Raw genomic sequence first — 14,132 nt, forward strand, 5'->3', positions numbered from 1 at the left:
CTGGCACGGCCGCGCTGGTCGGCATCGGTCGTGCGGCAGTCTTGTTCTTGATCGTGCATGAAGCGAAAGGCCCGGCAGCGCCGGGCCTTCAGTACCTTGGATGCTTATTTCACTTGCGCTTCCGTGTAGTAGCCGCTGCCGGTGACGAGTACCTGCTTCCAGTTCGCCTTGTCGACGGTGACGGGTTTCAGCAGGTACGATGGCACCACCTTGACGCCGTTGTTGTAGGTCTTGGTATCGTTGACGGTCGGCGTCTTGCCGCTCATCATCGCGTCGACCATGTTCGCCGTTACCTTGGCCAGTTCGCGCGTGTCCTTGAACACGGTCGATGCCTGTTCGCCGCGGATGATGGATTTCACCGACGGGATTTCCGCATCCTGGCCCGTCACGACGGGGAACGGTTGTTTCGGCGTGCCGTAGCCGACGCCCTTGAGCGACGACAGGATGCCGATGCTCAAGCCGTCATACGGCGACAGCACCGCGTCGACGCGCGCATTGCCGTAGTAGGCGCTGAGCAGGTTGTCCATGCGCGCCTGCGCCACGGCGCCATCCCAGCGCAGGGTGGCGACCTTTTCCATGCCCATCTGCTTCGAGCGCACCACCAGCTTGCCGCTGTCGATGTACGGTTTCAGCACCGACAGCGCGCCGTTGTAGAAGAAGTGCGCGTTGTTGTCGTCGGCTGAGCCGCCGAACAGTTCAATGTTGAACGGGCCCTTGCCTTCCTTGAGTTTCAGCGCCGATTCGATATAGCCCGCTTGCAGCACGCCGACCTGGAAGTTGTCGAAGGTGGCGTAGTAATCGATGTTTTTCGTGCCGCGGATCAAACGGTCATACGAGATGACCTTGATACCCTTGTCGGCCGCCTTTTGCAGCACGTTGGACAAGGTGGTGCCGTCGATGGCGGCGATCACCAGCACCTTGGCGCCCTTGGTGATCATGTTTTCCACCTGCGCCAGCTGGTTCGGGATATCGTCGTCGGCAAACTGCAAGTCCGTCTTGTAGCCGCGCTCCTTGAATACCTTGACCATGTTGTCGCCATCGGCGATCCAGCGCATGGACGACTTGGTCGGCATCGAGATGCCGATCGCGCCCTTGTCGGCGGCGCTTGCCACGGGTATTACCGCCATGCCGGAGATGGCCAGCGCCAGGCTCGCGGTCAGCATTTTCATTGTTGTTTTCATTTCAGGTCTCCACCGTCTTCGATAGTTGAATGTGCCAGGGCTGTCGTCCCACCGGGCGGGCTCCGTGCGGATGGCCGATTGCAGGCCACGGCTGATACTAGTTTGTCCATCCATCCCTCACCAATCACTTTTTTCGCATTGGCGATATCCAAAACGGTATCGATAAGCCAATTGATGCAATGCGCCATTGCGCGCTTTCCCGCCTGCTGGCAGGGCGGAATCGGGGGCCGGTCAGCGACTTTTTTTGGTGCACTGCAATACCAATAATCATCATTCAATTTGGTGATTTTCGTAATTGCGGCGACACAGGGCGGCGCGCAGAATCGGTCCGAACTTGAAGACCAGCCATCCCGTCACGACCTTTTGAAAGCTTGCCATGCAGCCGATTTCTCCCGCCTCCCTGTTGCCCGCCGACCTGGCGCAGGCCCTCCTCCTCGGCCGCATCTGGCGTGACGGCCCCTGCGTCGTCGCCGTGCGTGGCGGCGAGGTGGTCGACATCACGCAGACGGTGGCGACGGTGGCCGAGCTGTTCGAGCGCAGCGATGCGCTCGATATCGCCCGCCATGCACCCGGAATCGCGCTTGGCTCCGTGCAGGCCCTGCTGGAGCAGGCGCTGGCCGCACCGGCAGGCGAGCTTCTGCTGGCGCCGTGCGACCTGCAGGCCGTCAAGGCCTGCGGCGTGACCTTCGCCGTCAGTCTGCTGGAACGGGTGATCGAGGAGCAGGCGGGCGGCGACGCGGCACGCGCGGCGAGCCTGCGCGCCGCCCTGCAAACGACGCTGGGAGGCGACTTGTCGGCCCTGAAACCGGGCTCGGACGCGGCGCAGCGCCTGAAACAGCAGCTGCAACAACGCGGCGCCTGGTCGCAATACATGGAAGTGGGCATCGGCCCCGATGCGGAAGTGTTTACCAAGGCGCAACCGATGTCGTCGGTGGGTTGCGGCGCGCAGGTGGGCTTGCTGCCATCGTCGGCCTGGAACAACCCGGAGCCGGAGATCGTCCTGGCCGTCAACAGCCGCGGCGAGGTGCTGGGAGCGACTCTGGGCAACGACGTCAACCTGCGCGACATCGAAGGGCGCAGCGCCCTCTTGCTGGGCAAGGCCAAGGACAACAACGGCTCCTGCGCCATCGGCCCCTTCATCCGCCTGTTCGACGAACACTTCACGCTCGACACCGTGCGCCAGGCGGAAGTGTCGCTGCTGATCGAGGGCGCGGACGACGGCTTTGTGCTCGAAGGCGCCAGCTTCATGCGCGAGATCAGCCGCGACCCGCTGGACCTGGTGCGCCAGACGGCAGGCCAGTACCACCACTATCCGGACGGCTTCATGCTGTTCCTGGGGACCATGTTCTCGCCCGTGAAGGACCGCGGCGCGCAGGGCGGCGGCTTTACGCACCACCTGGGCGACCGGGTGACGATTGCCAGCGCCGCGCTGGGCGCGCTGGTCAACGAAGTGCAGCGCTGCGATGCGATCCCTCCCTGGACGTTCGGCGTGCGCGCGCTGTACCAGAACCTGGCCCGTCGCGGTTTGCTTTGATCCGATTTTTTTAAAAAGAGAGACACCATGCAGCATGCAATCTATCCCAGCCTGGCCGGCAAGCGCGTCGTCATCACGGGCGGCGGCACCGGCATCGGCGTGGCCATCGTCGAGGCGTTCGCGCGCCAGGGCGCCCACGTCACCTTTCTCGACATCGCCCGCGACGCGTCGCTGGCGCTGCAGGAAAAGCTGGCGCACCTGCAGCAGCCGCCGGTTTTCCGCTATTGCGACCTGACGGACCTGGGCGCCCTGGCCGCCACCTTTGCCGAGATTGAGCACAGTGCGGGCGCCACGGATATCCTCATCAACAACGCGGCCAATGATGACCGCCACCAGCTGCAGGACGTCACGCCCGCCTACTGGGACGAGCGTATCGCCGTCAACCTGCGCCACCAGTATTTCTGCGCCCAGGCCGTGGCGCCGGCCATGCGCGCCAAGGGCGGCGGCGTGATCCTCAACCTGGGGTCGATTTCCTGGCACCTGGCGCAGGCCCGGCTGTCGATCTACATGACGGCGAAAGCCGGCATCGAGGGCTTGACGCGCGGCCTGGCGCGCGACCTGGGTGTCGACGGTATCCGCGTCAATTGCATCATTCCCGGCGCCGTGCGCACGCCGCGTCAGGAGCGGCTGTGGCATACGCCGGAAGCGGAAGCCGTGATCCTGCAGGGACAATGCCTGCAACTGCGCGTGGAGCCGGAAGACGTGGCGGCACTGGCGCTGTTCCTCGCGTCCGACAACGCGGCCAAGTGCGCGGGACGCGAATACTACGTCGACGCAGGCTGGTACGGCGCATGAGCATACCCGCCCAAGGCCAGGCGCGGCGCTTCCGCTCGCAGGACTGGTTCGACAATCCCGACCATATCGACATGACGGCGCTGTACCTGGAGCGCTTCATGAACTACGGCATCACGGCAGAGGAGCTGCGTTCGGGCCGGCCCATCATCGGCATTGCGCAAAGCGGCAGCGATATCAGCCCCTGCAACCGCATCCACCTGGAACTGGCGCAGCGCGTGCGCGACGGCATCCGCGATGCGGGCGGCATCCCGATGGAATTCCCGCTGCACCCGATCTTCGAGAACTGCCGCCGTCCGACGGCCGCGCTGGACCGCAACCTCGCATATCTGGGCCTGGTGGAAATCCTGCATGGCTACCCGATCGACGCCGTGGTGCTGACCACGGGCTGCGACAAGACCACGCCGGCCCAGCTGATGGCCGCCGCCACGGTGGACATTCCCGCCATCGTGCTGTCGGGCGGTCCCATGCTCGATGGCTGGATGGACGGCGAACTGGTAGGGTCCGGCGCCGCCATCTGGAAAGGCCGCCGCCAGCTGTCCGCCGGCTTGATCGACAACGACAAGTTCCTGCAGATTGCCGCTGCCTCGGCGCCGTCGGCCGGCCACTGCAACACCATGGGCACGGCATCGACCATGAATGCGCTGGCCGAGGCGCTGGGCATGTCCCTGACGGGCTGTTCGGCCATCCCCGCGCCATACCGCGAGCGGGGCCAGATCGCCTATGCAACGGGGCGCCGCATCGTCGGCATGGCGCATGAGGACGTGCGCCCGTCGCGCATCCTTACGCGCGAGGCCTTTCTGGACGCCATCATCGTCAACGCGGCCATCGGCGGCTCCACCAACGCGCAGCCGCACCTGATGGCCATGGCCCGTCACGCGGGCGTGGAACTGCATTCGAGCGACTGGATGGAACATGGCTACGACGTGCCGCTGCTGTTGAACATGCAGCCGGCCGGCAAATACCTGGGCGAGCGCTTCCACCGGGCCGGCGGCGTGCCGGCCGTGATGTGGGAGCTGCAGCAGGCGGGCTTGCTGCATGCGGACCGGTTGACGGTTACGGGCCAGAGCATGGCGCTAAACCTGGCCGGGCGCGAGAGCGCGGACCGCGAGATGATCCGCCCGTTTGCCGCGCCGCTGAAGGAAAAGGCCGGTTTCATGGCCTTGCGGGGCAACCTGTTCGACTTCGCCATCATGAAGACCAGCGTGATCTCGCCCGCTTTTCGCGAGCGCTACCTGTCGCGCCCCGGCAGCGAGGGCGTGTTCGAGGCGCGAGCCATCGTCTTTGACGGTTCAAACGACTACCACGAGCGCATCAACGACCCGACGCTGGGCATCGACGACAGCTGCATGCTGGTCATGCGCGGCGCCGGCCCTGTCGGCTGGCCCGGTTCGGCCGAAGTGGTCAACATGCAGCCGCCCGATGCGCTCCTCAAGGCCGGCATTCTGAATTTGCCGACCTTGGGCGACGGGCGCCAGTCGGGCACCTCGGACAGTCCCTCGATTTTGAACGCGTCGCCGGAAAGCGCCGTGGGCGGCGGCCTGGCGCTGCTGCGCACGGGCGACATGATCCGCGTGGACTTGAACGGGGGCAGCTGCGACATGCTGGTCGATGCTGACGAACTGGCACGCCGCGCCAAAGAACTGCCGCCGCCCGTCAACGATAGCGCCACGCCATGGCAGGAGATCTACCGCGCCAGCGTGGGCCAGCTGGAAACGGGCGCCTGCATGGAGCTGGCGCTGAAATACCGCGCCGTGGGACAGACCCTGCCACGCCACAACCATTGAGCATAGATTTCAGAAGCACCCGTAGTTCAAAACGTTGTTAATAAAATCCACAAGGAGACACACAATGAACAAGATCATCAGTGCAGCCATCATGACCGCCATGCTGGCATTGAGCAGCAGCGCCGCCCTGGCCGATGCGAAAAACCCGAAGATCGGCTTCTCCATCGACGATTTGCGCGTGGAGCGCTGGACGCGCGACCGCGATTTCTTCATCGCCGCTGCTGAAAAGCAGGGCGCCAAGGTCTTCGTGCAGTCGGCCGACGCCAGCGAGCAGCGCCAGATTTCGCAGATCGAAAACCTGATCTCGCGCGGCGTTGACGTGCTGGTGATCGTGCCGTTCAACGCGACGGTATTGAACAACACCGTCAAGGAAGCGAAAAAGGCCGGTATCAAGGTGCTGTCGTATGACCGCCTGATCCTGAACGCCGATATCGACGCGTATATCTCGTTCGACAACGAGAAAGTGGGCGAAATGCAGGCCGAAGGCGTGACCAAGCTGCAACCAAAGGGCAACTACTACCTGCTGGGCGGCTCGCCGACCGACAACAACGCCAAGATGCTGCGCGAAGGCCAGATGAAGGTACTCAAACCGTTCATCGACAAGGGTGACATCAAGATCGTTGGCCAGCAGTGGGTGAAGGACTGGAGCGCCACCGAAGCGCTGTCCATCGTGGAAAACGCGCTGACGGCCAACGGCAACAAGATCGACGCCATCGTCGCCTCGAACGACGGCACGGCCGGCGGCGCCATCCAGGCTCTGGCCGCGCAAAAGCTGGCCGGCAAGGTGCCGGTCTCGGGCCAGGACGCCGATCTGGCGGCGGTGAAACGCGTCATCGCCGGCACGCAATCGATGACCGTCTACAAACCCCTGAAAACCATCGCTTCGGAAGCGGCCAAACTGGCCGTGCAACTGGCGCGCAATGAAAAACCGGCCTACAACTCCAGCTATGACAACGGCCTGAAAAAAGTCAGCACGGTGCTGTTGAAACCTACGCCCTTGACCAAGGCGAACGTGAACATTCTCGTCGATGACGGCTTCTACACCAAAGCTCAGTTGGGCAACTAAAAGCTGGGGTCAGACCCGCCGGGGGAGTACGCCTCACTGGGGCGCACTCCGATCCCGCAGGGACTGACCCCTGATTTCTCTTGCTTCTTGGTGAATGAATGTGAGCTCAGATGTCTGAATATCTGCTTGAAATGAAAGGCATCGTCAAACAGTTTGGCGGTGTCCGTGCGCTTGACGGCATCGACCTGCAGGTGCGGGCCGGCGAGTGCATCGGCCTGTGCGGCGAGAATGGCGCCGGCAAGTCGACCCTGATGAAGGTGCTGTCCGGCGTGTACCCGCACGGCACCTGGGATGGCGACATACTGTGGGATGGCAAGCCCCTGCGCGCGCAATCGATCCGCGACACGGAAGATGCGGGCATCATCATCATCCACCAGGAACTGATGCTGGTGCCGCAGCTGTCCGTGGCCGAGAATATCTTCATGGGCCGCGAACTCACCCTGCCCGGCGGGCGCATGCATTACGCGGCCATGTACAAGCGCGCCGACGAGCTGCTGCGTGAACTGAAAATTCCCGAACTGAACGTAGCGCAGCCGGTGATGAATTACGGCGGCGGCCACCAGCAGCTGGTGGAAATCGCCAAGGCGCTCAACAAGAATGCGCGCTTGCTGATCCTCGACGAGCCGTCGTCGTCGCTGACGGCGTCGGAAATCGCCGTACTGCTCGATATCCTGCGCGCGTTGAAGGCCAAGGGCGTCACCTGCATCTACATTTCGCACAAGCTCGATGAAGTGGCGGCCATCTGCGACACCATCGTCGTCATCCGCGACGGCAGGCATATCGCCACCACGCCGATGGCGCAGATGAACGTCGAGCGCATCATCGCGCAGATGGTGGGCCGCGAAATGAGCCAGCTGTATCCGCAGCGGGCAGCGGGGAACAATGTGTCGGCAGCCATCGGCGAGGTGCTGTTCGAGGCGCGCCACGTGACCTGCATCGACGCCGACAACCCGCAGCGCAAGCGCGTCGACGATGTGTCATTTACCTTGCGCAAGGGCGAAATCCTCGGCATCGCCGGTCTGGTGGGGGCGGGGCGCACGGAACTCGTCTCGGCCCTGTTTGGCGCCTACCAGGGGCCGTGCCAGGCCGAAGTGTGGCTCGATGGCCGGAGAATCGATACCGGTTCGCCGCAAAAGGCCATCGCCATGGGCCTGGCCATGGTGCCGGAAGACCGCAAGCACCACGGCATCGTGCCCGACCTCGACGTGGGACAGAACATCACCCTGGCCGTGCTGGAAGAATTCGCGCGCGCCACGCGCATCGATGGCGAGGCGGAATTGACGGCCGTGCGTGGCGAGATCGCCCAGCTGGAACTGAAGGCGGCCAGTCCGTCGCTGCCGATTACGAGCCTGTCGGGCGGCAACCAGCAAAAGGCCGTGCTGGCGAAGATGCTGCTGACACGCCCGCGCGTGCTGATCCTCGACGAGCCCACGCGCGGCGTCGACGTGGGCGCCAAATATGAAATCTACAAATTGATGCTGGCGCTGGCCGACCGTGGCGTGTCCATCATCATGGTCTCGTCGGAACTGGCCGAGGTGCTGGGCGTGTCCGACCGCGTGCTGGTGATGGGCGAAGGCCGCCTGCGCGGCGACTTTATCAACGATGGCCTGAGCCAGGAAACCGTGCTGGCGGCGGCGCTGGACCAGCGCCCGGCACCTGCCGCCAACACCGCAAACAAGGAACCCGCAGCATGAAACCGCACAGTATCAAACAGCTGTTCACCCAATACAAGATGCTGGCCCTGCTGATCGCCGTGGCGCTGATCTGGGCCTTCTTTTCGTGGAAGACGCAGGGCAGTTTCCTCACGCCGCGCAACCTGTCGAACCTGCTGCGCCAGATGTCCGTCACCGGCATCCTCGCCTGCGGCATGGTGCTGGTGATTATCGCCGGCGAGATCGACCTGTCGATCGGCTCCCTGCTGGGCTTATTGGGCGGCATCGCCGCCGTGCTGGACGTGACGCAGCACTGGCCGCTGGCGCTGAACCTGATGGCCGTACTTGGCTGCGGCCTGGTGATAGGTTTGCTCAATGGCTACCTGACGGCATACCGGGGCATCCCCTCCTTCATCGTCGGACTGGGCGGCATGCTGGCGTACCGCGGCATCCTGCTGGGCATCACTGGCGGCATCACGATCGCCCCCGTTTCCGAGCCGATGGTCTACCTGGGACAGGGCTACCTGCCCGCGGTGCCCGGCGTCGTGCTGGGCATCGGCCTGTTCCTGCTGGCCGCCTTCCTGACGTGGCGCGCGCGCGCCAGCCGCGCGCAGCATGGCTTGCCGCAGACGGCGCCCTGGGCCGACGGCTTGCGCCTGGCCGTCATCGGCGCCGTGCTGTATGCCTTCGTGCAGACCCTGAACGGCTATGAAGGCATCCCGCTGCCCGTGCTATTGCTGCTGGCCTTGCTGGGACTGTTCAGCTACATCACCAGCCAGACCGTGTTCGGCCGCCGCATCTACGCCGTCGGCAGCAATATGGAGGCGACGCGTTTGTCCGGCATCAACGTCAAAGCCGTCAAGCTGTGGATCTTCGGCATCATGGGCCTGATGTGCGCGCTGGCGGGCCTGATCAACACGGGCCGCCTGGCGGCCGGTTCGCCCTCGGCCGGCACCTTCAGCGAACTCGATGCCATCGCCGCCTGCTTCATCGGCGGCACCTCGATGCGCGGCGGCTCGGGCACCGTGTACGGCGCCCTGATCGGCGCGCTGGTGATGGCCAGCCTGGATAACGGCATGTCCATGCTGGACGTGGACACTTACTGGCAGATGATCGTGAAAGGCAGTATCCTCACTTTGGCCGTGTGGGTCGATGTCAGCACGCGAGCGGGGCGTAGATAGCGGGGAACCTCGACAAACCTACTGCGCGTCCCACTATCGCCTCTGCGTTGCTCAGCGTACCTTCGTACGCTTGCGCTACTCAAGGCGATATTGGACCGCTCGCTACGGTTTTTCGAGGCCCCGAAAGGCCTGGCCGCCACATGGAGGAGACACCAGCATGAAGTTACCGACCGCGCACCGGATCGCGCTGCTGTTTAACGGGAACAAAATCTACGACCGCGACATCATCGCGGGCATCGCCGCCTACCTGAACACCACGCGCGTATCGTGGGATCTGTTCCTGGAAGAGGATTTTCGCTGCCGCCTGCCCGGCATCGAGCGCTGGCAGGGCGACGGCATCATCGCCGATTTCGACGATCCCGCCGTCTGCGAGGCGCTGGCGCACAGCCGCCTGCCCGTGGTGGCCGTGGGCGGCTCGTATGCGCGCGCCGAGGATTACCCGGCCGGCATCCCGTACGTGGCGACCGATAATTTCAAGATCGTCAAGCTGGCCTATGAACATCTGGTGGAAGCGGGCTTGACGCGTTTTGCCTGTTTCAGCCTGCCCGAGGCCGACGTCAACCGCTGGGCGCAGGAGCGCGAAACGGCGTTTTGCGCCTTGATGCAGCGCGACCACATGCGCGCCGACGTGTACCGGGGCGTCGCTACCAGCGCGCCTGCGTGGGACGAAGCGGTGGAGCAGCAGATCGCCTGGCTCAACAGCCTGGAAAAACCCGTCGGCATCATCGCCGTGAGCGACGCGCGCGCGCGTCAGCTGCTGCAAGCCTGCATGCACGCTGGCATCGCCGTGCCGGAGCAAGTGGCCCTGATCGGTATCGACAACGATCCGCTGGCGCGCATGCTCACGCGCATTCCCTTGAGTTCCGTGATCCAGGGCACGGAGGAAATGGGCCGCACGGCGGCGCATTTGCTGCACCAGATGTTGAATGGCGCGCGCCTGTCCGGCACGCGCATCCTGGTGCCGCCGGCCGGCCTGAACGTGCTTGCCTCCACGCGCCACCAGCCCTTCCAGCACCCGCAGGTGATGCAGGCGCGCCACTTCATCCGCCAGTACGCCTGCCAGGGCATCAAGACGGAGCAGGTGGCCGATTACGTGGGCGTGTCGCGCTCCTCGCTCGAAGCGCACTTCCGTCAGGAACTGGGGCGCAGCGTGCACGACGAGATCCTGCATTTCAAGCTCGATGCGGCCAAGACCCTGCTGGCGCGCGGACCGGGCCAGGTGGCCGAGGTGGCCGTGCGTTGCGGCTTTACCACGGTGCAGTACATGCATGCCGTCTTCAAGCGCGAACTCGGTTGCACGCCGCGCGAATTCCAGCAGCGCTGCCAGCCACCGCCATGACGATTTTTACCTTGCACAACGCGCGCGGCATGCGCGTGGCCATCGATACGCACGATGCCAGCGTGCGGGCCTGGTGGGCGCCCGACCGTTATGGCCGCCTGGCCGATGTGCTGGGCGCGGCGCTCCCAGCGGCGCGGTCCTCCGTGGGCTGGCGGTGCGCGCCGCCGGACGACGGCCACTTGCAGTTGGCGCTGGCGAAAGATGGCCTGTCGGTGCGCCTGACCTACCGGTTTGACGACGATGGCAGCCTGCAGCTCGACTGCGCCGCCACGGCCGATACGGTTTCCCGTTTCTCTCTTGCCGCGCCCCGCTTCAATCTGCAGGGCCACCATGCCAGTGTGGGCGACCATGTGCTGCGCCTGGCCGCCGACCGTTACCGGCCTGGCGGCCTGGCGTGCAGCACTGCGCTCGACGTGGCGGGCAGCGCGTTTGACTTCCGCCAGCCGGCGCCGCTCGCATCGCGCCTGGCCTGGCCCGCGCTGGTGAACTTGCCGGGATTTCGGCATGACTTTTACTGGACCGGCAGCGGCCAGTTGCACGAGGTGGCGCGGGTTGCCGATCCCGCGTCCGGCCGGGTCTTGCGTTTTTCCAGCACCCAGGACAGCTGCCATCTGTATTCCGATGCGTGCTGTTTTTCCCTGCTGGCGCAGGGTGTGGAAATGCAGCCGGGACAGGCGATGCGCTTCAAGCTCGCCTACCGTTTGGGCGTGCAGGATCTCGATGCGTTTGACATATCCGAACCGGTATCAATGATGTCAAATAAGTGATTGGTCAGATATGCGGGGCAGTTCTACCATGGGGTAGTTTTTCCCTCATTTATTTTTGTCCTGACCGACGCTGCGAACCTGCCCATGAACATACTCACCATCGATGCCGGCACCACCAATACGCGTACCTTGCTGTGGCGCGCGGGCGCCGTCGTCGCTCAGGCGCAGCTGGAAACGGGCGTGCGCAATACCGCCATCGATGGCCATAACGGCGCGCTGAAACAGGCGCTGCGCGACACCATCGCCTGCGTGCTGGCCAGCGCGGGCATCGCGCCGTCCGAGGTGGACCTGGCGCTCGCCTCGGGCATGATCACTTCGCCCATGGGGGTGCGGGAAGTGCCGCATTTGCCGGCGCCCGCCGGCTTGGCCCAGCTGGCGCAAGGCATGCAGGCGGTGGAATTGCCCGACGTGCTGGCGCAGCCCCTGTGGCTGATTCCCGGCGTGCGCAACCAGCATGGCGCCGTCGGCCTGCATAACGTCGAAGCGATGGACATGATGCGCGGCGAAGAGACGGAAGTCGTCGCGCTGCTCGAGCGCCTGCAGTTGCGGGGCGCGGCGACCCTGATCATGCCTGGCTCGCATACCAAGCTGATCTGCGTGGACGAGCAGCGCCGCATCCTCGGCTGCAGCACCACCATCGCGGGCGAGCTGCTGCAGGCGATCACGCAGCACACCCTGATCAAGCAATCGGTCGATGGCGGTTTTGCGCAAACCCTGGTGCCGAAAATGCTGCTGGCCGGCGCCGCCGCGGCGCAAAAAACGGGGCTGGCGCGCGCCTGCTTCAGCGTGCGCACCCTGGGCCAGTTCAGCGCCGTCGAGTGCAATGAGCGCGCCAATTTCCTGATGGGCGCCGTCCTCAGTGGCGACTTGCTGGCGCTGCGCAACAGCACCGCCATCCAGATGCGGCCCGATACCCCGCTCGTCATTACCGGCAAGCCCATGCTGCGCCAGGCGCTCGGGCTGCTGATCGAAGAACATGGATTTTTTTATGGCAAGCGCATCATCGTCGACGACCAGCAGCAAGCCAATCTGGCCGGTCACGGTGCGCTGCTGATCGCCGCCGCGCGCGGCTTGATTTCCCCGCAGGAGACAGTATGAGCAACAACAAGAACAAGCGTCCCTTGCGTTCGCAAGCGTGGTTTGGCGGCGACGACAAGGACAGTTTTATTCATCGCAGCTGGATGAAGAACCAGGGCTATCCCAGCGACGCCTTCGATGGCCGTCCCGTCATCGGCATCTGCAATACCTGGTCCGAACTGACCCCCTGCAATGGCCATTTCCGCGACCTGGCCGAGATGGTCAAGCGCGGCGTGCTTGAAGCAGGCGGTTTTCCCGTCGAATTTCCCGTCATGTCGCTGGGCGAGACGAATCTGCGACCGACGGCCATGCTGTTCCGTAACCTGGCCAGCATGGATGTGGAAGAATCGATCCGCGCCAACCCGATCGACGGCGTGGTGCTGCTGACGGGCTGTGACAAGACTACCCCGGCCCTGCTGATGGGCGCGGCCAGCGTGGACTTACCCACCATCGTGCTGTCGGGCGGCCCCATGTTGAACGGGAATTACCGGGGCAAGCCGATCGGTTCTGGCACGGACGTATGGAAATTTTCCGAAGACGTGCGCGCCGGGCGCATGACCTCAAACGAATTCAAGCAGGCCGAATCGTGCATGTCGCGCTCCGCCGGCCACTGCATGACCATGGGCACGGCTTCCACCATGGCCAGTATGGTCGAGGCGCTGGGCGTGACCTTGCCCGGCAATGCGGCCATTCCCGCCGTCGATGCGCGCCGCAAGCTGCAGGCGCAGCTGACGGGTCGGCGCATCGTCGACATGGTGCATGAAGACCTGAAACTGTCGCAGATCCTCACGCGCGAAGCGTTTGAAAACGCCATCATGGTCAACGGCGCCATCGGCGGCTCGACCAATGCCGTGATCCACCTGCTGGCCATCGCCGGGCGCATCGGCGTGGACATGCGCCTGGGCGACTGGGACCGCCTGGGCCGCGACATTCCCTGCCTGCTGAACCTGATGCCGTCGGGCCAGTACCTGATGGAAGATTTTTACTATGCGGGCGGTCTGCCCGTGATCATCCGCGACTTGCTGGGCAAATTGCATGGCGAGGCGCTCACCGTCACGGGCGCCAGCATGGCCGTCAACGTGGCCGAAGCGGAAAATTTCAATCCCGAGGTGATCACGCCGCTGGGGCAGCCATTCAAGGACGAAGGCGGCATCGCCGTCCTGCATGGCAACCTGGCCCCGCGCGGCGCCGTCATCAAGCCTTCCGCCGCTTCGCCGGAGCTGATGCAGCACCGTGGCCGCGCCGTCGTCTTCAACAGCATCGAGCACTATAAAAAGCGCGTCGACGATCCGGCCCTCGATATCGATGCCAGCTGCGTGATGGTGCTGCAAAATTGCGGCCCGCAGGGCTATCCGGGCATGGCCGAAGTGGGCAATATGGGACTGCCGAAAAAACTGCTGGAGCAGGGCGTGCGCGACATGGTGCGCATCTCGGATGCGCGCATGAGCGGCACGGCCTACGGCACGGTGGTGTTGCACGTGGCGCCGGAAGCGGCCGTGGGCGGGCCGCTGGCGCTGGTGCGCGACGGCGACATGATTGAACTGGACGTGGCTGGACGACGCTTGCACCTGGACGTCGACGAGGCCGAGCTGGCGCGCCGGCGGGCGGAATGGAGTGCGCCGCCGCCGGCCATGCAGGGCGGCTACCAGTCGATGTACATCAAGCACGTGACGCAGGCCGACGAAGGCGCGGACCTCGACTTCCTCGTCGGTTGCCGGGGCTCCGCAGTTCCGCGCGAATCACATTGAAAAACAAG

At 64.5% G+C, this 14,132-nt stretch carries 11 protein-coding genes; 10 read left to right on the plus strand and 1 reads right to left on the minus strand.

The annotated features are described in order from the left end of the window. Positions 1 to 104 precede the first annotated feature (104 nt). Positions 105 to 1,181: a multiple monosaccharide ABC transporter substrate-binding protein gene (gene chvE, locus BZG29_RS01650; RefSeq protein WP_070279936.1), complete on the minus strand. Its 1,077-nt coding sequence runs from the start codon at positions 1,179 to 1,181 to the stop codon at positions 105 to 107. Between the two features lie 376 nt (positions 1,182 to 1,557). On the opposite strand from chvE, the gene BZG29_RS01655 reads away from it, so the two are divergent. From BZG29_RS01655 to araD, 10 genes are all read left to right on the plus strand, one after another. Next, entirely contained in the window at positions 1,558 to 2,715 is a 1,158-nt protein-coding gene (locus tag BZG29_RS01655; protein ID WP_077398393.1) for a fumarylacetoacetate hydrolase family protein, read from the plus strand. 27 nt (positions 2,716 to 2,742) lie between these two features. After that, positions 2,743 to 3,510 (plus strand): SDR family oxidoreductase, encoded by a 768-nt coding sequence (locus BZG29_RS01660; RefSeq protein ID WP_077398395.1) that lies wholly within the window; start codon positions 2,743 to 2,745, stop codon positions 3,508 to 3,510. Continuing rightward, entirely contained in the window at positions 3,507 to 5,294 is a 1,788-nt protein-coding gene (locus tag BZG29_RS01665; RefSeq protein ID WP_077398397.1) for an IlvD/Edd family dehydratase, read from the plus strand. Before BZG29_RS01660 ends, BZG29_RS01665 begins: the two co-directional genes overlap by 4 nt. A gap of 64 nt (positions 5,295 to 5,358) precedes the next feature. Then, positions 5,359 to 6,360, plus strand: coding sequence for a D-xylose ABC transporter substrate-binding protein (gene xylF, locus BZG29_RS01670; RefSeq protein ID WP_034783813.1), 1,002 nt, complete (start codon positions 5,359 to 5,361; stop codon positions 6,358 to 6,360). 110 nt (positions 6,361 to 6,470) lie between these two features. Continuing rightward, positions 6,471 to 8,054 carry a D-xylose ABC transporter ATP-binding protein gene (gene xylG / locus BZG29_RS01675; RefSeq protein WP_077398399.1) on the plus strand — a complete coding sequence of 528 codons (1,584 nt, stop codon included), beginning with the start codon at positions 6,471 to 6,473 and terminating at the stop codon, positions 8,052 to 8,054. Then, a complete protein-coding gene (locus tag BZG29_RS01680) occupies positions 8,051 to 9,193 on the plus strand; it encodes a sugar ABC transporter permease (RefSeq protein ID WP_077398401.1) in 1,143 nt (380 codons plus the stop codon). The genes xylG and BZG29_RS01680 overlap by 4 nt, the downstream gene beginning before the upstream one ends. 157 nt (positions 9,194 to 9,350) lie before the next feature. Next, entirely contained in the window at positions 9,351 to 10,532 is a 1,182-nt protein-coding gene (locus tag BZG29_RS01685; RefSeq protein WP_077398403.1) for a DNA-binding transcriptional regulator, read from the plus strand. After that, a complete protein-coding gene (locus BZG29_RS01690; protein WP_077398405.1) occupies positions 10,529 to 11,299 on the plus strand; it encodes a hypothetical protein in 771 nt (256 codons plus the stop codon). The genes BZG29_RS01685 and BZG29_RS01690 overlap by 4 nt, the downstream gene beginning before the upstream one ends. Positions 11,300 to 11,383: 84 nt before the next feature. Next, the gene (locus BZG29_RS01695; RefSeq protein ID WP_077398407.1) at positions 11,384 to 12,397 is read left to right on the plus strand and encodes a 2-dehydro-3-deoxygalactonokinase; all 1,014 of its coding nucleotides are present in this window, start codon (positions 11,384 to 11,386) and stop codon (positions 12,395 to 12,397) included. Further along, positions 12,394 to 14,124: an L-arabinonate dehydratase gene (gene araD, locus BZG29_RS01700; protein WP_077398409.1), complete on the plus strand. Its 1,731-nt coding sequence runs from the start codon at positions 12,394 to 12,396 to the stop codon at positions 14,122 to 14,124. The genes BZG29_RS01695 and araD overlap by 4 nt, the downstream gene beginning before the upstream one ends. Positions 14,125 to 14,132: the final 8 nt, after the last annotated feature.

Origin of the sequence: Janthinobacterium sp. LM6, assembly GCF_002002885.1 — a bacterium.
Lineage (GTDB): Bacteria > Pseudomonadota > Gammaproteobacteria > Burkholderiales > Burkholderiaceae_D > Janthinobacterium > Janthinobacterium kumbetense.

Excerpts from the sequence above, each read along its gene's own strand:
- chvE (WP_070279936.1), bottom strand. The coding sequence starts at position 1,181 with ATGAAAACAACAATGAAAATGCTGACCGCGAGCCTGGCGCTGGCCATC.
- BZG29_RS01655 (WP_077398393.1), top strand. The coding sequence starts at position 1,558 with ATGCAGCCGATTTCTCCCGCCTCCCTGTTGCCCGCCGACCTGGCGCAG.
- BZG29_RS01660 (WP_077398395.1), top strand. The coding sequence starts at position 2,743 with ATGCAGCATGCAATCTATCCCAGCCTGGCCGGCAAGCGCGTCGTCATC.
- BZG29_RS01665 (WP_077398397.1), top strand. The coding sequence starts at position 3,507 with ATGAGCATACCCGCCCAAGGCCAGGCGCGGCGCTTCCGCTCGCAGGAC.
- xylF (WP_034783813.1), top strand. The coding sequence starts at position 5,359 with ATGAACAAGATCATCAGTGCAGCCATCATGACCGCCATGCTGGCATTG.
- xylG (WP_077398399.1), top strand. The coding sequence starts at position 6,471 with ATGTCTGAATATCTGCTTGAAATGAAAGGCATCGTCAAACAGTTTGGC.
- BZG29_RS01680 (WP_077398401.1), top strand. The coding sequence starts at position 8,051 with ATGAAACCGCACAGTATCAAACAGCTGTTCACCCAATACAAGATGCTG.
- BZG29_RS01685 (WP_077398403.1), top strand. The coding sequence starts at position 9,351 with ATGAAGTTACCGACCGCGCACCGGATCGCGCTGCTGTTTAACGGGAAC.
- BZG29_RS01690 (WP_077398405.1), top strand. The coding sequence starts at position 10,529 with ATGACGATTTTTACCTTGCACAACGCGCGCGGCATGCGCGTGGCCATC.
- BZG29_RS01695 (WP_077398407.1), top strand. The coding sequence starts at position 11,384 with ATGAACATACTCACCATCGATGCCGGCACCACCAATACGCGTACCTTG.
- araD (WP_077398409.1), top strand. The coding sequence starts at position 12,394 with ATGAGCAACAACAAGAACAAGCGTCCCTTGCGTTCGCAAGCGTGGTTT.